The 19,234-nt window shown below is 72.1% G+C and carries 15 protein-coding genes and 1 pseudogene; 7 read left to right on the plus strand and 9 right to left on the minus strand.

The features are described from left to right. Window positions 1–291: 291 nt before the first annotated feature. A complete protein-coding gene (locus tag ABD999_RS30110; RefSeq protein WP_271277380.1) occupies window positions 292–2,328 on the minus strand; it encodes a cellulose binding domain-containing protein in 2,037 nt (678 codons plus the stop codon). Between the two features lie 256 nt (window positions 2,329–2,584). On the opposite strand from ABD999_RS30110, the gene ABD999_RS30115 reads away from it, so the two are divergent. From ABD999_RS30115 to ABD999_RS30130, 4 genes are read left to right on the plus strand one after another with little or no spacing between them, the layout of a single operon-like run. Next, window positions 2,585–3,496, plus strand: a complete 912-nt coding sequence (locus tag ABD999_RS30115; RefSeq protein WP_271277379.1) for an ABC transporter ATP-binding protein — start codon at window positions 2,585–2,587, stop codon at window positions 3,494–3,496. A gap of 5 nt (window positions 3,497–3,501) precedes the next feature. Then, the gene (locus ABD999_RS30120) at window positions 3,502–4,197 is read left to right on the plus strand and encodes an ABC transporter permease (RefSeq protein ID WP_271277378.1); all 696 of its coding nucleotides are present in this window, start codon (window positions 3,502–3,504) and stop codon (window positions 4,195–4,197) included. A gap of 3 nt (window positions 4,198–4,200) precedes the next feature. Continuing rightward, window positions 4,201–5,367: a sensor histidine kinase gene (locus tag ABD999_RS30125; protein WP_271277377.1), complete on the plus strand. Its 1,167-nt coding sequence runs from the start codon at window positions 4,201–4,203 to the stop codon at window positions 5,365–5,367. Then, the gene (locus ABD999_RS30130) at window positions 5,360–5,989 is read left to right on the plus strand and encodes a response regulator (RefSeq protein ID WP_271277376.1); all 630 of its coding nucleotides are present in this window, start codon (window positions 5,360–5,362) and stop codon (window positions 5,987–5,989) included. Before ABD999_RS30125 ends, ABD999_RS30130 begins: the two co-directional genes overlap by 8 nt. A gap of 3 nt (window positions 5,990–5,992) precedes the next feature. Here the strand turns inward: ABD999_RS30130 and ABD999_RS30135 are convergent, their stop codons facing one another. Then, complete coding sequence (locus ABD999_RS30135) at window positions 5,993–6,622, minus strand: response regulator (protein ID WP_271277375.1); 630 nt, start codon at window positions 6,620–6,622, stop codon at window positions 5,993–5,995. Between the two features lie 33 nt (window positions 6,623–6,655). Next, the gene (locus ABD999_RS30140) at window positions 6,656–8,698 is read right to left on the minus strand and encodes a sensor histidine kinase (RefSeq protein ID WP_271277374.1); all 2,043 of its coding nucleotides are present in this window, start codon (window positions 8,696–8,698) and stop codon (window positions 6,656–6,658) included. Window positions 8,699–8,879: 181 nt separating this feature from the next. Between ABD999_RS30140 and ABD999_RS30145 the strand changes: the two genes are divergently transcribed. Further along, window positions 8,880–9,551: a hypothetical protein gene (locus tag ABD999_RS30145; RefSeq protein ID WP_271277373.1), complete on the plus strand. Its 672-nt coding sequence runs from the start codon at window positions 8,880–8,882 to the stop codon at window positions 9,549–9,551. A gap of 578 nt (window positions 9,552–10,129) precedes the next feature. Continuing rightward, a pseudogene (locus tag ABD999_RS44010) lies at window positions 10,130–10,204 on the plus strand (hypothetical protein); the annotation flags it as partial. Window positions 10,205–10,285: 81 nt separating this feature from the next. Here ABD999_RS44010 and ABD999_RS30155 read toward each other — a convergent pair. The 6 genes from ABD999_RS30155 to ABD999_RS30180 all read right to left on the minus strand — a co-directional run bounded on the left by ABD999_RS30155 (window position 10,286) and on the right by ABD999_RS30180 (window position 17,830). Beyond that, entirely contained in the window at window positions 10,286–11,254 is a 969-nt protein-coding gene (locus tag ABD999_RS30155; RefSeq protein WP_271277371.1) for an acyltransferase domain-containing protein, read from the minus strand. A 10-nt stretch (window positions 11,255–11,264) separates the two neighbouring features. Then, the gene (locus tag ABD999_RS30160; RefSeq protein WP_271277370.1) at window positions 11,265–12,989 is read right to left on the minus strand and encodes a glycoside hydrolase family 2 protein; all 1,725 of its coding nucleotides are present in this window, start codon (window positions 12,987–12,989) and stop codon (window positions 11,265–11,267) included. Next, complete coding sequence (locus ABD999_RS30165) at window positions 12,986–14,275, minus strand: MFS transporter (RefSeq protein WP_271277369.1); 1,290 nt, start codon at window positions 14,273–14,275, stop codon at window positions 12,986–12,988. The genes ABD999_RS30160 and ABD999_RS30165 overlap by 4 nt, the downstream gene beginning before the upstream one ends. A 99-nt stretch (window positions 14,276–14,374) precedes the next feature. Beyond that, window positions 14,375–15,271: a sugar phosphate isomerase/epimerase family protein gene (locus tag ABD999_RS30170; protein ID WP_345483007.1), complete on the minus strand. Its 897-nt coding sequence runs from the start codon at window positions 15,269–15,271 to the stop codon at window positions 14,375–14,377. Between the two features lie 9 nt (window positions 15,272–15,280). Then, window positions 15,281–17,377 (minus strand): PQQ-dependent sugar dehydrogenase, encoded by a 2,097-nt coding sequence (locus ABD999_RS30175; protein WP_271277948.1) that lies wholly within the window; start codon window positions 17,375–17,377, stop codon window positions 15,281–15,283. Window positions 17,378–17,527: 150 nt separating this feature from the next. Further along, complete coding sequence (locus ABD999_RS30180; RefSeq protein WP_271277949.1) at window positions 17,528–17,830, minus strand: STAS domain-containing protein; 303 nt, start codon at window positions 17,828–17,830, stop codon at window positions 17,528–17,530. A 278-nt stretch (window positions 17,831–18,108) separates the two neighbouring features. Here ABD999_RS30180 and ABD999_RS30185 point away from each other — a divergent pair, with 278 nt between their 5' ends. Beyond that, window positions 18,109–19,167, plus strand: coding sequence for a trypsin-like serine peptidase (locus ABD999_RS30185; RefSeq protein WP_271277950.1), 1,059 nt, complete (start codon window positions 18,109–18,111; stop codon window positions 19,165–19,167). Window positions 19,168–19,234 lie beyond the last annotated feature (67 nt).

A 19,234-nucleotide genomic window follows, 5' to 3' on the forward strand; every position in this document is an offset into this window, starting at 1 on the left:
GCGATCCGTCAGGTCAGGACCTTGGTCACCACCAGTAGTCCCAGTCGTCCCAGTGGTCCCAGTCGTTCCAGTAGCCCCACCACCTTCTGCGGCGGCAGCGACGGTACCGACGGCGGCGGCAGCCGCCATATCCGCTACTCACGACGTCTCCCCCTTTTCGATTGATCCTTCAATTAGGACGCTAGCACCCAAATGGGGATCAATCACTACAAATCCACCGGTTTCAAAAAGACTTGAAGGGCATCGAAGGCCGTCGATCGAATGGCGGCCTTCGATGCCCTTCATGACGTGTCAGCCGGTGCCGCAGACCCTTCCGTTGAAGGTGAAGACCGACGGCAGGACGTTCGGGCCGGTGTAGTTGCCGACGAAGCCGATCGTGGTGGTAGCGCCCGTGCCCAGCGCGCCGTTCCCGGGCTCGCTGACGGCCTTGACGTCCTGGCCGTTCTGGGTCCAGGTCGCGCTCCAGCCGCTGCCGAGGCTCTGCCAGGCTCTCGGCCAGGCGAAGTTCAGCGTCCAGCCGTTGACCGGGGCGCCGATGTTGGTGATCTCGATGCTGCCGACGTAGCCGCTGGCCCAGTCCGACTGGACGGTCAGCTTCGCCGTGCAGGAACTCGTGGCGGGGGCCTTGGTGGTGAAGGTCAGCGGCGGGGAGGACCAGGAGAGGCCGCCGCCGCTGTCGCGGGCGATCACGTTGACGGTGTAGCGGGTGCCGGGCCTGAGGTTGGCGGCCGTGAACGAGGTGCCGCCGGTCTCGCCGAGTTGCTCGGTGACGGCGCCGTGCTGGCGGTGGATCTCGTACTTGGCGACCGGGCGGGCGCCGGGGGTGGCGCGCGGCCAGGTGATGGTGGCGGTGGTGTCGGTCACGGCGGTGGCGGTGGGCTGACCGGGGGCGCCGGGGCCGGCCGGCGGGGCGGCGGGACGCAGGACGATCGTGGTGAGCGACAGCGGCGGCAGGAGCCGGCCGGCGGGAGTGCCCGCGGTCTCGGTGGTGATCGCGGTGGCGCCGTTGGTGTGGGTGAGCACGGTGGGCGCGCCCGCGGCGGGGGTGTAGCCCTCGTAGTCGAGGGCGGCCGCGTACGAGGTGTCGCGCGAGGTGTTGATCAGCATGACCGCCAGCTCGCCGTTGGGGCGGCGGGCGGCGTGCGCGGAGACCGCGGGCTGGTCGGCCGCCGCCCGGACGAACTGGTCGCCGGGACGGGCGAACCGGCTGACCATCTGGAGCGCGTAGTAGGGCGCGAAGGGGGTGTTCAGCGCGGGCTCGCAGACCGAGCCGTCGGACGTGCAGGCCGCGCTCGACAGCAGGCCGAAGTCGCCGTAGTCGGTGTGCCCCTCGACCTCGGTGACGGCGCCGATGCCGTTGCGCACGTTCCACCAGTCGATCGTGAACACGCCGTTGGCCAGCAGCGTCGCGTACGCGTCGGCGGCGGCCAGGGCGCCCGGCTGGGTGTTGGTGCCGTTGCTGCTCGAGCCGGTGTTGAACTCCGTCATCGCGATGCCGATCCGCTCGGCGCCGGGACCGGCGTACCGGGCGATCTGCTCGCGGGCGAGCTGGACCATGTCGGGTACGTGTCCCGTACGGTCGAGGGCCCCCGGATACCAGTGCAGGACCACGAAGTCGATCTTGGATCCGGCGGCCGACAGGACGACCTGGTTCCAGCTTCCCGCGTCGCCCTCGGCCACGATCGCGTCGGGCCAGTTGGCGGGGGTGGTGAGCACGGCGCCGATCTTGATGGTGGGGTCGACGGCCTTCATGGCGTCCGCGTAGGCGACGACGTGGCGGGCGTACTCGGCCGGGCTCTTGTCGGGGTGGTCGTCGGCCTCCCAGGCGGCGCCGTAGTGACCGTTGCCGTAGTTCTCGTTGCCGATCTCCCAGTACTTCACGCCGTAGCCCTTGGTGACGTTGGCGTACCTGACCCAGGCGGCGGCCTCCTCGGCCGTGCCGGTGCCGTAGTTGGCGGTCACCATCGCCTTGGCCCCGGTGCGGCGCACGCCGGCCATGTAGGTGTCGAAGTCGGTGTTCGGCGCGACGTAGCCGCCGGGGGCGGTGTGGTCGGCCCAGTGGTAGATGTCGGAGTACGAGCCGCCGGGGTAGCGCAGCAGCTTCACGCCCGCCTCCTTGAGAAGGTCGGCGGTCTGGTCCGAGCCCAGGTGGGTGTCCCAGATGGCATGGTTGGTGCCGATGCCTGTCTCGGGTACGGCCGCGAGGGCGGCACGGGTGTTGACGGTCACCTCGACAGGGGCGGCGTCCTGGGCATGGGCGGCAGGGATGTTCAGGGCGGCCAGCGTCAGCACGATCGCGGACGCGGCCCGGAGCAGGGTTCTCGGCATCGGTGCACCTCGCCGTGGCAGTGGTCATCACTGGACGGTCATCACTGGACGGTCATCACTCGACGCCTCCTCCTGACCAGGAGACAAGCGTGATCATGTGCGGCTGGCGGTGCGTTCGTCAACCGCCGGTGAAACTTTCAGCTCCGGATTCGGCCGCGCATCAACCGATCGGTTGATTTCCGCGCCAGCCGGATCCGCGGCGGATCATGGCCGGCGGGTCGATTCGCCGGAGCCGCCGGCGGACGACGCTTGAGCCATGGCAGTCATCGAAGTCAACGGCCTCCGCAAGTCGTACGGGGAGCTGACGGTTCTGGACGGGGTGTCGTTCTCCGTGGAAGAGGGCGAGATCTTCGGCATCCTCGGCCCCAACGGCACCGGCAAGACCACCACCGTGGAGTGCGTGGAAGGGCTGCGGCAGCCCGACGACGGGTCGATCAGCGTGCTGGGGCTCGACCCGGCCAAAGACGGCAGGCGGCTGCGCGAGCGGATCGGCGTGCAGCTCCAGCACACGCAGCTGCCGGAGAACATCAAGGTGTGGGAGGCCCTGGACCTCTACGCCTCCTTCTACGCCCAGCCGCGCGACTGGCGCGAGCTGATGGCCGAGTGGGGGCTGGACGAGAAGCGCGACGCCCGGTTCGGGAAGCTGTCGGGCGGCCAGAAGCAGCGCCTGTTCATCGCCCTGGCGCTGGTCGGCAACCCGCGGGTGGCCTTCCTCGACGAGCTGACCACCGGGCTCGACCCGCAGGCCCGGCGCACCACGTGGGAGCTGATCAAGCGGGTCCGGGCGAGCGGCGTGACGGTGGTGCTGGTCAGCCACTTCATGGACGAGGTCGAGGAGCTCTGCGACCGGGTCGCCGTCTTCGACCGCGGCCGCGTCGTCGCCCTCGACACCCCGGCGGGCCTGATCGACGGGATCGACGCCGAGCACCGGATGAGCTTCACGCTGATGGACGGCGAGCCCGCCGGGCTGGCGGACCTGCCGGGGGTGACCGGGGTGAGCAGGACCGGAGACCGGGTGGTCGTCAGCGGGCGGGCCGACTTCGCCACCGCGGTCACCGCCCACCTCGCCAGGCACCACGTCCTCGTGAGCGACCTGCGCATCGACAAGCGCACCCTCGACGACGCCTTCATCGCCCTGACCGGCCGTTCCTTCGGCACCAAGGAGTAGGACCCGTGACCAAGCTGACCTTCGTCGAACTGAAGCTGCTCACCAGGGAGCCCGGGGCGATCTTCGCCCTGCTCATCCCGCTGTTCATCCTCGTGGTCTTCGGCAGCTCGATCGAGCCCGGCGACACCGTGCTGGTGCCGATGGCGCTGGCCATCGCGGTGGGGCTCGTCGGCCTCTACATGCTGCCCACCACCCTGGCCACCTACCGTGAGCGGGGCATCCTGCGCCGGCTCTCGGCCACGCCGGTGCGCCCGGTGCGGATGCTGGTGGTGCAGCTGATCCTGCAGCTCGTGCTCGCGGTGGCCGCCTGCGGCCTGCTGCTGGGCGTGGCGGGCGGCGTCCTGGGGGCTCACCTGCCCTCCCGGTGGCCGCTGGTCGCGCTGGTCTTCCTGCTCGGGGCGGGTTCCCTGTTCGCCATCGGGCTGCTCATCGCGGCGCTGGCCCCGAACGGGCGGTCCGCCAACGGGATCGGCGTCCTGCTGTACTTCCCGATGGCCTTCCTGGCCGGGCTGATGCAGCCGACGCACCAGATGCCCGATATTTTGGTGCGCGTCGGTGAATACACCCCTCTGGGGGCTTTCCGGCAGAGTCTGCAGGACATCTGGGCGGGCGGCCCGGCCGATCCGCTGCCGCTGCTGGTGATGGCCGGGTACGCGCTGGTCGTCAGTATGATCGCGGCCAGGTTCTTTCGCTGGGAGTAAGGCATGACGGCGCAGCTCGACCGATGGGAGCGCCTGCTGGAGCGCCAGCTGACGGCCGCACCGTACGTCCTGCTGGCAGCCAGCACGATGCTCGCGCTCCTCACGGAGGACGGCCCGCCATGGCGGGTCGTGGCGCTGGCGGCGCTGGCCGCCTTGTGGCTCCGGCTGGTCCCGCGGGGCGTCGTCTACGTGATCGGGCTGATCGTCCTGATCGGCGTGCTGTGCACGCAGGCGGTGTGGTTCGCCGGCTTCTTCGGCTTCATCGGCTATCTGCACTCATGGGAGTACCTGAAAGGGATGTGGCGCTTCGCCGGGGTCACCGCCACGGCGGCGATCAGCGTCACGGCCTTCTTCGGCGGGCCGCCGGACCCCGTCCCGTCCAAGATCCTCTCGTACCTGCTGCTCACCGCCGCCATCGTGGCCGCGGTCGGGCTGTTCAGCTTCGTCGGCGAGATCACGGCCGCGCGCAGCGCCGAGCGGAAGCAGATGGTGACGCGGCTGGAGGAGACGCTGCGGGAGAACGCCGGCCTGCATGCGCAGCTGCTGATCCAGGCCCGGGAGGCGGGCGTGATGGACGAGCGGCAGCGGATGGCGGCGGAGATCCACGACACCCTCGCCCAGGGCCTGACCGGCATCATCACCCAGCTCCAGGCGGCACACCAGGCCGGCGACTGGCGCCGCAACGTGGACAACGCCCTGCGGCTGGCGCGGGAGAGCCTCGCCGAGGCCCGGCGCTCCGTCCAGGCGGTCGGCCCCGGCCAGTTGGACGCCGCCCCGCTGCCCGAGGCGCTGCGCGAGGTGGTGGCCCGGTGGAGCGAGCTCAACGGGGTGCGCGCCGACTTCACCACCACCGGCACCGTGCGTCCCATGCACCCGGAGGTGGAGGAGACCCTGCTCCGCACCGCGCAGGAGGCCCTGGCCAACGCGGCCCGGCATGCGGGCGCGTCCCGGGTGGGGCTGACGCTTTCCTACATGGAGGACATGGTGACGCTGGACGTGCGCGACGACGGCGCGGGCTTCGACCTCGAACGCGTACGGGACGGCGGCGGTTTCGGCCTGACCTCGATGCGCGGGCGCGTCAGCCGCCTGGCCGGAACCCTGGAGATCGAGACCGAGCCCGGCGGCGGCACCGCGATCTCCGCGAGCGTCCCGGCGGTGGCGCGTGGCTGACGACCCGATCCGGCTGCTGATCGCCGACGACCATCCCATCGTGCGCGACGGCATCCGCGGCATGTTCGCCGGCGACCCGGACTTCGAGGTGCTCGCCGAGGCCGAGAACGGCGCCCGGGCGGTCGAGCTGGCGCGGGCGCTGAGCCCTGACGTGATCCTCATGGACCTGCGCATGCCGGGGATGGACGGCGTCGCCGCCATCAAGGAGCTCACCAGGCTCGGCATCGGGGCCCGGGTGCTCGTCCTGACCACGTACGACACCGACAGGGACGTCCTGCCCGCCATCGAGGCCGGCGCGACCGGCTATCTCCTCAAGGACACCCGGCGCGACGACCTCATCAGGGCGGTGCGCACGGCGGCGCGGGGCGAGTCGGTGCTGTCCCCGTCCGTCGCCACCCGCCTGGTGGGGCAGGTGCGCACGCCGGCCGACCCGCTGAGCGCCCGCGAGCTGGAGGTCCTGGACCTGATCGCGCAGGGCACGACCAACCGCGAGGTGGCCGCGCGCCTGTTCATCAGCGAGGCCACGGTCAAGAGCCACCTGCTGCACATCTACGCCAAGCTCGGCGTGAACGACCGCGCGGCGGCCGTCGCCGTCGCCTTCCGGCGCGGCCTGATCGGCTGAGCGTCAGAGGCCCGCCTCCCGGGCGCGCATGATCGCCTGTGCGCGGTCGGCCACCTGGAGCTTGGTGAAGACGGCCGAGACGTGGTTGCGCACGGTCTTCTGGCTCAGCCCCAACCGGGCGGCGATCTGCGGGTTGGTGAGGTGGCCGGCGATCAGGGCGAGGATCTCCCGCTCGCGCGGGGTCAGGCCGGGCAGGGCGGGCTCGGCGCGCTCGCCCGCGGAGAAGTAGCCGACGAGGCGGGAGGCGAGGGCGGGGCCGAACACGGCGCCGCCCTCGGCCACGGTCTGCACCGACCGGACGAGCTCGGCCCGGCGCGCGCCCTTGACGACGTAACCGCGGGCCCCGGCGCGGACGGCGGCGAACACCGAGTCGTCGTCGTCGGACATGCTGAGCACGAGGACCCTGATGTGCGGGTGGTCGCGGGTCAGCCGCTCGATCGCCGCGATGCCTCCCATGCCGGGCATGTCCAGGTCCATCAGGACCACGTCCGGCTGGATCCGCCCGGCCAGCGCGAGCGCCTGCTCCCCGCTGCCCGCCTCGTCCGCGACGTCGATCCCCTCGGCCATCGCCAGCAGAGTCCGCAGCCCGGCGCGGAACCCCGCATGGTCGTCCACCACCAAGACCCTGATCATCGCCCTCCCCTTCCCTGCCCGCACGGTCGTCGGCTACCAGGATCCTGGGTCATCGCCGGTCCCTTCCGCGGCCGCGGGGAGTTCGACCCGGACGCGGGTGCCGCCTCCGGGGCGTTCCTCGATCGTGCATGATCCGCCGAGTTCCGTGGCCCGTTCGCGCATGGACGCGAGCCCGACTCCGGATCCGTCCCGGTCCTCCGGACCGATGCCGCGGCCGTCGTCGGAGATCTCCAGCCTGAGCGTCCCTTCCGCGATCTCGACGCGCAGCCACGAGCGGGTCGCGCCCGCGTGGCGGCGGGTGTTGGCCAGGGCCTCGGTCGCGATCCGGTAGGCAGCGGCCTCGGTGGCGGCGGGCAGCGCGGGCAGGTCCTGCGGCGCGTGCACGTCCACCCGCAGGCCGGCCGGCTGCCTAATGGCGTGCGCGCGCAGCGCCCCGGCCAGGCCGAGGGAGTCGAGCGCGGGCGGGCGCAGCCCGTCGACCAGGGTCCGCACGTCGGCCAGCGCCGTCTCGGCGTCGTCCACGATCTCGGCGAGCAGCCGCCGCGCCCGCTCGTCGGCGACCAGGTCGTGCGCCGCCTCGGCCCGCATGGTCAGCGCGGCCAGGGTGGGGCCGAGCCCGTCGTGCAGGTCGCGCCGGAGCCGCCGCCGCTCCTCCTCCCTGGCCATGACCAGCCGTTCGCGGGAGCGCCGCAGGTCGGCGGAGAGCCGCACGGCGTGCACGGCCACCGCGACCTGCCGGGCCAGGTCCTGGAGCACGCGCAGGTCGCGGGGGCCGAACCCGCTGTCGCCCGGCCGCGGCGAGAGCACCAGGCCGCCGACCCGCTCGCCGTTGTGCGTCAGCGGCAGCCGCACCGGATCGGCGGCCCTGGCCGGCTCGCCGTGTTCGTGGCGGACGCCCTGGCTGGTCTCCACCGCCACGTACGGCAGGCGCAGCGCCTCGGCGATGGACCGGGCGATCCCCGGCAGCACGGTGCCGGGGTCGGCGGTGCTCTCCAGCCTGCGGCCCAGCCGGGTGAGCGCGGCGTACGGGTCGTTCCGCTCGCCGTAGGTCAGCAGGTTGACCCAGCTCTGCAGCCGTTCGCGCAGCGGCGCGAAGGCGAGCGCCACCAGCCCGGCCGCCAGCACGGAGATCTGCAGGTCACCGGCCGGGAAGAGCGCGCCGAGGTAGCCGACCACGAGGATGTAGCCGCCGGTCACGCAGCCCGACAGCAGCACGTACACCAGGGTGCGGTTGATGACCAGGTCGATGTCGAAGAGCCGGTGGCGCAGGATGGCCACGCAGATGGCGACCGGGATGAGGGTGGCGCCCGCGATGCCGACCAGCTCCCACAGGACGCTGGTCGACGGCCACACCGAGGCGGGGTCGTCGTCGGTCAGTCCGGCGACCAGCCGCGCCCCGATCACCACCGTCTCCAGCGCGACCACGTACACGAGCCACGCGATCTGGCGGCGCTCGGCGTCCTCGCTGCGCCGGGCCCGTACGGCCAGGTTCGCGGCGCCCAGCACGAACACGGCCGCCAGCAGGACGGTCAGCACCGCCTCGGCCGCCGACGCGGGGGCGGCCAGGGCGGGGACGCCGAGCGGGTTGGGCACCGCCGCGCCCATCCCCACCTGGAGGTTGTCGCCCGGGCGGAGCGCGCTCGGCACGGCGGCGAGCGCGGCGGCGGACACCACTCCCCTGACCGGCGGGCGCAGGCGCGGGGAGGGCAGCCGCCCGCTGGGGAAGTACAGCGGGATCAGGGTGGCCGCCAGGTTGGCCGGTATCCACAGCCAGGTCTGCGGCCAGGCGAGCGCCGCCGCGAGCGGCAGGCCCGGGTGGGTGAGGCCGAGGATCGCGTAGTGGCCGCAGGCCTCCATCAGCGCGAAGCAGAACGCGCTCAGCGCGAGCAGCCGGCCCACCATGTGACCGGGGCGGTGGGCGCCGATGAGCCCGCCCGCCACCGCGCACGCCGCCACGAACAGCAGGTGGACCACCGGGAGCGGGGCGGCGCCGTTGGCGAAGGCCAGGGTGGCGGCCGTCGCCGCCAGGACCAGGGTCAGCGCACACCACGCCCACGCGACACGCGCCGTCGCCATCCGTCCCTCCCGTCCAGGACGCCTGCCGCAGCCCTGGTCAAACCATATTTCGGGACAAACGGTATACGTCCTGTGTCCCGGTTCACCGGGACGGTGTCCCGGGAGTTCCGTGGCATTTCTCCCGGATGGACGGGGACGAGTGCCCGGGCGTGGCGGGACGGGGTTCGGATTCGCTGGGCGAGTGTTGAAAAATCCTGATTCGTTCCGCCGGATCGTCGCCGGCATCGCCCTCCTCGCCTGGCCCGTCTTCGAGTTCCTGGCCTTCCTGACCTCGCCTCCCGGGGCCGAGCACGCGCCCGAGGTCTTCCGTACGCACGAGACGGCCGTGCAGGTCAGCGCGCTGCTCTACGTGTGGGCGGCGCTCGCCCTCATCCCCGTCGTGCTGGCCCTGGCCCACCTCCTGCGCGAGCGCGCCCCCCGGGCGAGCGGGATCGGGGCGGCGCTCGGGCTGGTCGGCGCCGGTCACGGGCTGACGCTCTTCACCACCGACTTCTACGACCTCGCCCTGGCCCAGGTCCTGCCCGACGCGCAGGCCGAGGCGGTCACCCAGCGGGCCGGCGAGCTGCCGGGATTCGTGTTCGGGATGCTGCTGCCGGGGTTCCTGCTGCACGTCGGCCTGATCACGCTGCTCGTGACCCTGGCCGTGGTCAAGGTCGCGCCCTGGTGGGTGCCGGTCGCCGCGCTGGCGGGCACGATCGTGCCGTTCGTCACCATGGACCAGGCGCCGGTCGTGCAGTCCACCGGCGCCCTGCTGCACCTGGCCGCCTACGGCTGGATCGCGCTGCGCGTGCTGCGCATGCCGGACGCCGAGTGGCGCGGCGGGGTCGGCAGCCCGATCTCCACGCGGGTGTGACGGACCGGCTGGCGCCCGCGGCCATCGCCGGCGCCCTCTACGTCGGCATCAGCGGCCTGGTCGCCGGATACGACCTGGCGGCGGTGCTCCTCGCGGGCACGCTCTGCCTGCCGTTGCGCAAGGGCCTGGCCCGGCTGCCGGTCCTCCCCTGGATGTCTGTCCGGGAACTGACCGATCGGCTGGACCGGTGTCTGCGGCACAGCGCCCCGGAGGAGGCGCTGGCCTCGGTGGTGGCGGTGTCGCGTGACGCGCTGGCCGTCCGAGGGGTCGCGGTGGAGGTGGCGGACGGCGAAACCTCCGTGGAGAGCGGGCGGGTCGGCGCCGAGGCCCGCGAGGTGCCGCTGATGTGGCACGGCGAACGGGTCGGACGGCTGCTCGTCGGTCCCCGGCGCCTGCCCTGGGCGCGCCGGGACCGGGCGCTGGCCGCGCTCGTGCCGTACGCCGCCCGCCTCGCCCACACCCTGTGGACGGCCGGCGAGCTGAAGCGCGCCGAGGAGCTCGACGTGGCCGCCCGGGAAGAGGAGCGTCGCCGGTTGAGCCGCAGCCTGCACGACGGGCTCGGCCGGACGCTCGTCGCGATGGCCAGGACGATCGACCTGACCCGGGGCGGGCCGGCGGACTGCCCGCACGCCACCGACACGCTGCTACGCGACCTGCGGCGCGGCATGGACGACGCCACGGACCACGTCCGCGTGCTCCTGTACGGCCTGCCGACGGGGGGATTCCGGACCCCGTCAGAGCGGGAACCAGCCGTTGCCCTCGTACCAGTGGCCGCCGGCGCGCAGGTGGGCGACGATCGCGTGCTCCAGCGTGGTGCGCGGGGAGAGCTGGTCGGGCGGCAGGTCGGGGTCGCCGAAGACGAACTCGATCGGGCCCCCGTCGTTGGGCTGCTCGGCCGGGTAGCCGGGGCGGAAGCGGCGCTGGAAGGCGACGATGTTGGAACTTTCCGGCAGGTGGTCGGCGAGCTGGGGGTCGAGGAGCCAGGAGTAGCAGGTGGCGACGGTGGGCTCTTCGTCGGGGAAGTGGCGGGGGAAGAAGGCGCGGGCGCGGGCCAGCGAGTCGTCGCAGGCGGCGGGCGTCAACGGCCCGGAGAAGTCGGGAATGTGCAGATTCAGTGAGGGGGCGCCGGGCATGACGCCCTCGATGAGGGTCCCCATGCGGGTGCCGAGGGTGGCGCGCTGGTACTGGAGCCGGCCCAGCTGGTAGATCTCGCCCCGGTAGTGCATCTTGATCCAGGAGGGCTGGATCACGCCGCCGACGCCGTGCCGCCTGCGGTGGACGGCGACGTTGCGGCCGAGGTCGGCGAGCGTGTGCCGGGAGACGTCCGCCGGGACGCCGCGCTCACGGTGGTAGGCGCGCACGTGCGGGAGCGCCGCGACGAAGACGAACAGGTGGAAGTAGCGCCCGGCCGCGCCCAGCCCGGCGGGCAGGTACGGCAGGTCGAAGGGGTGGTCGATCAGCCCGATGCCGCGCACCAGCCGCCGGGCGCAGCGTTCCAGCAGCCACCACAGCCCGGGGTCGGTCCTGATCGTCCGGGCCAGCGCGAGGATCTCGTTGACGTCCTCGTGCGGCACGGCCAGGTCGAGCAGGGTGAAGGCGTCCGGCAGGACGACCTCGACGTCCGGTGAGTCGTCGGCCTCCAGCCCGGCGAGCCAGGCGGCCGTCCGGTCGTCGGCGCGGAGCAGGTCCAGGGGGTTGTCCACAGAGCTCTCCTCAGGGGGTCCGGTCGAGCGTGAGTCGCAGGTTGACCGCGCGGACCAGGTCCTCGGGGAGTTTGAGCACCTCGCGGTCGTAGGTGAGCAGCCCGTTCAGCTCGTCCTCCACGTCGGACAACTGGGTGTAGACCGTGGCGCTCAGGCCGCGCGGGATGGCCGGGACGATCTGCTCGGCGTGCAGCCGGGCGAAGGCCGCGCCCAGCCGGTCGGGGGTGTCGTAGCGCCGGTAGCCGAAGTTGCGGTCGTTGAAGGTGTGGCCGTCGACCCGCAGACCGTATCCGCCGTACTCCGACAGCACGAGGACCCGCCGGTCGCGGCGGCGCGGCACGCGGAAGCGGCGGAAGTAGACGTGCAGGCTCCGCAGGTCGCCCGCGCCCTGGTCGTGCCAGCCGCTGGCGTGGTCGACGGTGCGGGTGGGGTCGAGCCTGGCCACCTCCGCCGCGACGCGGGCGGCGTCGAACTGGCCCCAGCCCTCGTTGAACGGCACCCAGACGGCGATGCTCACCACGTTGCGCAGGTGCTCCACCGTCTCGCGGAGCTCGGCGAGGAACCGCTCCCGGTGCGCCCGCCCGAAGAACCGGTCGGGCAGATGGAACGGCACGACCGCCGGGGCGGTGACCACCAGCGGATGGTAGCGTCCGCCCGCGTTGACCATGTCCTGCCAGACGATCATGCCGAGCCGGTCGCAGTGGTGGTACCAGCGCAGCGGCTCGATCTTGATGTGCTTGCGCAGCATGGTGAAGCCGAGCCGCTTCATGGTGGCGATGTCGTGGATCATCGCCTCGTCGGACGGCGCCGTGTACATGCCGTCGGACCAGTAGCCCTGGTCGAGGATCCCGGCGTGGAAGTACGGGCGGCCGTTGAGCAGCAGCCGGGGCACCCCGTCGGCGTCGGTCCCCACCCCGTACGAGCGCATGCCCACGTAGCTCCGCACCCGGTCGGCGCCCAGTTCCACCGTGACGTCGTACAGGAAGGGGTCCTCCGGGCTCCACGGCCGGACGTCCGGGATCGGGACCCGCACCGGCTGACCGGCGGGGGCGGTGGCGCGGGCGACGACGGTCCCGGCGGCGAGGATCTCGACGTCCGCCTCCCCCTCGGCGGCGTGCACGGTCACCTCGACGCACGACTCGTCCAGGTGCGGGACGAGGGTGAGCCGCTCGACGTGCGTGGCGGGCACGCGCTCGGCCCACACGGTCTGCCAGATGCCCGACTGCGGCGTGTACCAGATGCCGCCCCGCTCCAGCTTCTGCTTGCCGCGGGCGTGCTGCCCGGTGTCGGTGTCGTCGCGCACCGCGACGGTCAGGACGTTCTCGCCGTCGCGCAGGAGGTCGGTGACGTCGAAGCCGAACGGGAGGTAGCCGCCGGTGTGGCGGCCCGCCTCGACGCCGTTGAGCAGCACCCGGCAGGTCTGGTCGACCGCGCCGAAGTGCAGCAGCACCCTGCCGCCGGTGCCGAAGCCGTCGGGCAGGGTGAGGCCGCGCCGGTACCAGAGGGTCTGGCCGGGCATCAGCCGCCGGTCGACGCCGGACAGCGCCGACTCGGGCGAGAACGGCACCACGATCGGCCCGTCGTAGGTCACCGGCTCCTCGCCGTCGCCGGTGATGGCGTACTCCCACCGGCCGTTGAGGTTGAGGTAGCTGTCGCGGACGAGCTGGGGGCGCGGGTACTCGGGCAGGACCGCGTCGGGGTCGAGGTCCCGGCCCCAGCGGGTGAGCGTGCTCATGCGATCTCTCTCTTGCGCAGGATCCGGACGGGGACGGCGATCAGCAGCAGCACCGCGGCGGCGGCCAGGAAGATCGCGGGAGTGGGCACCTGTCTGAGCACCCCCAGATCCTCGTAGTACGCGTCCGCGCCCCGGATGACGAGGGCCCCGACGTACGGTCCGATCAGCATGGGGATGAGGATCGCGAACACCATCCGGAGCCCCTGCACGTGCCCGGCGCGCTCCGGCGGCGTGTGGTCGCGCACCAGCGCGCCGATGGTCGCGGCGACCAGCATGAACCCGGACATCATCACCAGCCCGGCCGCGATGACCGGCACCATCCCGCGCGCCGCCCACATCGCCAGCAGCCCGGCCGCGTAGACGGCCACGGCGGGCAGCAGGAAGCGCGCCTTGCCGACGCGGTCGATCAGCCGGCCGAACCCGACGGTGACCGCCGACGCGCCGGTCAGCACCACGCCGAGGACGACCGCGTACGCCTCGATCTGCAGGTAGCGCTGCACGTAGATGATCAGGTACGGGAGGAAGACCTGCGTCGAGACGCCCCAGACCGCCCACGCCGACAGCAGCAGGTAGAGGCCGGGGTTGGCGCGCATGGCGCTCGGGCGCAGGCCGTGGAAGACGGCGCCCAGGGCCCCGTCGCGAGCCCGGGGCACGGACGGCCGGTCACGGACCAGGAACCAGGCCGCCACCCCGACCACCGTGATGACCGCGCCGATCAGCACGAAGAACTCCCGCCACTGCCCGGCCCTGGTGAGCGGGTCGAGGGCGCCGAAGACGGCCAGCATCGACACCAGCGGCATGATCGCCAGGACGGACTCCACCCGGCCCCGGTTGGCCGGCCGCGTCACGTCGGTCACCCACGCCTGGAAGGCGGCGTCGTTCGCGCCGGAGCCCAGGAACGACATGACGCAGTCCAGCACGATGACCGCGACCATGGCGACCAGCACGGCGTTCGCGGCCGGCGCGAGGTTCGCCACGGTGTCCACGGTGACCAGCCCGAACGCCGCCGTGGACAGCCCCCACAGCACGTAACCGGCGGCGATGAACACCCGGCGGCGGCCCGTGCGGTCGGACAACGAGCCGATCAGCAGCGTCGCGACCGTCGCGGTGACCGCGCTGGCGGCGACCATGGTGGCGATGGCCGTGGGGTCGTCGCTGATCGTGTCGTACAGGAACACGTTGAGATACATGTTCTCGACGGTCCAGGCGAGCTGGCCGACGAAGCCGAGCACGATCACCGCCGTCCAGCGGCGGGAGCCCAGCTGGGCGGGTACGGCGATGGTCACGCGCGACAGCGTATAGCTACCAACCGGTACTAAACCGGGTCAAACGCGCGGCAGGTCGTGGACCGGGCGGGCCCGCGGGGGGCCGCCCGGTCGCCGTCCCTAGTAACGGAGCTTCCTCAGGTAGCGGTAGCCGACCTCGGACGTCTGCCTCGGCGTCACGTCCGGGGTGTCGTTCTCCACGATGTACTCGTTGACGCGGTGCGCGTCGAACACCCTCCGGAAGTCGATCGTGCCCGTCCCCAGGTCGGCCATGTCGCCGTCCAGGTGACGGTCCTTCACGTGGTACTGCAGCACGCGCTGCGGCGCCCGTTTGATGACGTCGATCGCGAACCGCTCCGGGTCACGGACACCGCGGCCGACGCCGCCGGTCACCGCCCAGTAGATGTCGATCTCCAGGTGGACCAGGCGCGGGTCGAGTTCGGCGGTGAGCACGTCCCACGGCGTCCGGCCGCCGCCGAGGTCGATGGTGAACTCGTGGGCGTGGTTGTGGTAGCCGTACTTCAGCCCGGCCTTGCGGGCGGCCCGCGCCTCGACGTTCATCCGCTCGGCCCAGGCCTTCCACTGGTCCAGGCTGTCGGAGTTCAGGTACGGCACGACCATGTAGGTCTGGCCGAGGGTCAGCGCGTTCTGGATCTTGGTATCCAGGGCGGCGTCGTCGGGGCTGATGCCGTCGTGGCTGGAGGTGGCCCGGATGCCGAGCCCGTCCAGGAACTCGCGGAGCTGCTTCGCCGTACGCCCGAAGTAGCCGAGCGCGACCTCGATCCGCGGGTAGCCGATCTCGGCGAGGTAGGCGAGGGTGGCGTCGTAGTTCTGCGCGAGGTCGTCGCGTACGGTCCAGAGCTGCATGCTGATCTGGCCCGGGGGGACGCGGTGCCTGTGGTGCGGCCGGTGCGGCGACGCCGCGGCGGCCGGGGAGGCGGCGGCGAGCGCGCCCGCGCCGAGGCCGAGCCCGGCGGCGAGCAGCGACCGCCGGCTGGGGCCGTAGCCGTAGCACATGGGGTTCTCCTAACGGGTGGGCTGGAGGACGACCTGGTCGGTGCCGGTCAGCTCGGGGAGGCCACCGGTGCCCGGGTCGGTGTAGCCCGCGACGAAGACGCCGGTGAGGTCGTCGTTCTCCGGGTCGTGGCCGCCTGGCTCGGTGGTCTGGATGGAGCCGGTGCAGCCGCGGGCCGTGGTCTGCGGGTGGCCGTGGTCGTCGTGGCCGAGGATGTAGTCCACGGTCACGCGGGCGCAGTCGACCGGCTGGTCGTCGGTGACCCGCACCTCGAACTCGACCACGTCGCCGAACGCGAACGCGTCGCCCTCGGCCGGGCGGAGGATCTCGACGACCGGGGTGTCGTTGCCGACCACGATCCGCACCGACGTCGAGGCCGACCTGCCGCTCGGGTCGCTGACCCGGAGCGTGGCGTTGTACAGGCCGTTCTCGGTGAACGTGAACGCGGCCTCGGGGCTGCGGGAGTCCACCCTGCCGTCGGCGTCGAAGTCCCAGGCGTACCGGAGCCTGTCGCCGTCGGCGTCGGTGGTGCCCGCGCCGGTGAACTGGACGGTGAGCGGCGCCTGCCCGGCGGTCACCGACGCCGCGGCGGCCGGGACGGGGGTGTGGTTGCCGGTGTTGCCGATGTAGTCGATGCGGGCGAGCTGGGCGTCCGGGTTCTCCTGGAAGAAGCCGTCGCCGTACTCCAGCACGTAGAGCGCCCCGTCGGGGCCGAACTCCATGTCCATCGGGTTGTCGAAGACGAACGAGGGGAGCACGTCCTCGATCCGCCCGCCCCGGTGGAACGCCTTGACGTAGTCGCGGGTCCACTCGTAGAACAGCGGGACGCCGTCGTAGTGACGCGGCCAGCCCACGGCGTCGCGGCCGCGCGTGTCCCTCGCGTCGAAGGCGTAGGCGGGGCCGGCCATCGGCCCGATGCCGCCGGTGCCCAATTGGGGGAACTCCGCCGACTGGCCGTAGGAGTACCACACGTCCGGCTGGACGACGGGAGGCAGCTCGCGCCGCCCGGTGTTGTGCGGCGACTCGTTGACGGGCGCGGCGCAGTCGAACGCCGCGCCGGACGTCCCGGTCGCGAAGTCGTAGTCGGTGTACGGGAGCCGCGCGGTCGCGCAGTAGGGCCAGCCGTAGTTGCCGGCCTTGCGGATGACCGTCCACTTCCCGGTGCCGGCCGGGCCGCGCGCGGGATCGGCGTTGCGGGCGTCGGGCGAGTAGTCGGCGACGTAGAGGTCACCGTTGGACCGGTTCAGCTCGATGCGGAACGGGTTGCGCAGGCCCATCGCGTAGATCTCGGGCCGGGTCCCGGGGGTGCCGCGCCGGAAGAGGTTGCCTGACGGGATCGCGTAGGACCCGTCGTCGCGCGGGCTGATGCGCAGGATCTTGCCGCGCAGGTCGTCGGTGTTGCCGGAGCTGCGCTGGGCGTCGAACGCCGGGTTCCGGTCGGCGCGCTCGTCGATCGGGGTGTAGCCGTCGGAGAAGAACGGGTTGGTGTCGTCGCCGGTCGACAGGTAGAGGTCGCCCTTGGCGTCGAAGACGATGTCGCCGCCGACGTGGCAGCAGATGCCGCGGTCCACCGGCACGTCCAGGATGCGCTGCTCGGTGCGCAGGTCGACGGTGGCGCCGGTGAAGCGGAACCGCGACAGCCGGATCAGGCCCTCGAACGGCTCGAAGTCCTCGGGGGCGCCGGTGAACGGGGCGTCGCCCTCGTTCACGCCGGGCGTCGAGGGGTCGTCGATCGGGGTGTCGAGCGGCGGCGAGTAGTAGAGGTAGACCCAGTCGTCCTTCTTGGATCCCTTCCCGAAGCCGGGGCTGAGGGCGATGCTCTGCAGGCCCTCCTCGTCATGCTGGTAGACGTCGAGGTCGGCGGCCAGCGTGTTGAGCCCGGTCTTCGGGTCGTGTAACCAGACTTCGCCTTTCCTGGTCGTGTGGAGCACCCTGGAGTCGGGTAACACCGCCAGGTCCATCGGCTCGCCGGGGTTGTCGTTCAGCGTCACCTTCTGGAACCGGTCATCCGGGGGCGGGGCGCTGGTGGTCTCCGCGCCCTGGGCGGCCGCGGCCGGCATGAGGATCGCCGCAGCAGTCATGGCCGCGATCGCGGTTCTCGCTCTCATGCCTCTCCCTTCGGTCAACGTGAGGGATAAGTGAGGGCAGATCAACGTGAATGTAACCCGGGTTACGCCGATAGAGGAGGACCCAATCGGCGGCAGGATGACCGACTTTCGCGTCCGATTGGACAAAGTGCCGCCGCCGCGGGGTCGTGGTCAGGCGGCCTCGACGAGGCCGCCGTCCAGGCCGGTGATGCGCAGCAGCCGGGACATGAACGGGCTCGGCCCGGTCAGCTGGACGGTGACGCCCCTGGCCCGGGCCCGGTTGCGGAGCTCGACCAGGACGGACAGCCCGGAGGCGTCGCAGAAGGTGACCCGCGACAGGTCGAGGACGAGCGTGCCCGTGGCGTGGCACAGCGCGTTCAGCAGCTGACGGCGCAGCTTCGCGCCCGTATGAAGGTCGATCTCACCGGACAACTGGACGGTGGTCGGAACCGGCGGGCCGGTACGGATGGTCATGCGGTTCTCCGATCGGAGACTTGAACAGAAAAAACGTCAGGGCGCGCAACCGGGTCGGGCCGGAGACTGGCGCGATGGCGGCCACCCGAAGCCGGTCACCTGAGCTGGGGCTCCAAGGTGAGCGGAACGGCTTGCGCGGTGACCCCACTCTACCTCACGGCCGAAGGACCGCCCCGTCCCCGAGCGTCCCGCCATACCCATCTGTGATCGGCTTGAGAAAGACGGGCGGGTTCGTGCGTACCTCCTGATGGCAGATTCCGGTCTTCGGGAGGTACTTCATGCACCGCAGAGTCGCCCTGCTCTCCGTCGCCGCGCTCGCCTTAGCGGGCGCGCTCGTCCCCGCACAGGCACAGGCGACCGGTACGGCCGATCACCGGCCCGTCCGGTGGTCCGGCGCGGACTCGTCATCGGAGCGCAGGACCGTCCTGCAGTACTGGACCACGCAGCGGATGATGGCCGCGCAGCCGATGGACACCATGGCGGCGCCCCGGCGCGCCACCCGGTCGGGCGGGCCCACCAGGGGTGAGCCGTGGGCGGCCAGGGGCGACGCGGCGCGGACGGGGCAGCGGGCCACACAACGGACGCCGTGGCGCACCCAGGGCTCCGGGAACCAGGCCCGCGGCGCCCAGACCCAGCAGGCCGTGCCCAACAGCCCCGGCCTGCGGTGGACCGACGGCGGGGCCGTCGTGCGCACCAGCGGGCGGCTGTTCTTCACCACCGCCGAGGGCGCCAACGCCTCCTGCTCGGGAACGGCCGTGACCAGCGCGAACGAGAGCGTGGTGATGACCGCGGGACACTGCGTCAAGCTGAACGGCGCCGCGCACCGCAACGTGGCCTTCGTGCCGGCCTTCGACAACGGCCGCCGCCCCTTCGGCACCTGGGTGGCGACCAGGCTGTTCACCACGCAGCAGTGGAACGCCCGCGAGGACATCAACTTCGACATCGCCGCCGCCGTGGTCGCGCCGCTGCAGGGACGGACGCTGACCGACGTCGTGGGCGGGCAGGGGGTGGCGTTCAACCAGGCGCGGCAGCGGCAGATGTTCGCGTTCGGCTATCCGGCGGCGGCGCCGTTCGACGGCTCGACCCTGATCTACTGCAGCGGGCGGGCGTTCAACGACCCGGTCGCGACCAGGGGCCAGGGGGTGCGCTGCAACATGACGGGCGGGTCGAGCGGCGGCGGCTGGTTCCTCGGGTTCAACGAGTCGACCGGGCTGGGCATGCTCAACTCGGTCAACAGCTTCACGTACGACTTCGCGCCCGGCTTCATGTTCGGCCCCTTCTTCGGGGACGAGGCGATGGAGGTCTACCAGGCCGCGCAGAACTCCGGAGCCCTCTGACACCGGCCGCTGGAAAAGGGAGGGGTGCGGCGGCTACGTTGAAGATCGGCGCATCCCGACAAAAGAG

This window comes from Nonomuraea ferruginea (genome assembly GCF_039540635.1).
GTDB classification, from domain to species: Bacteria; Actinomycetota; Actinomycetes; order Streptosporangiales; family Streptosporangiaceae; genus Nonomuraea; species Nonomuraea ferruginea.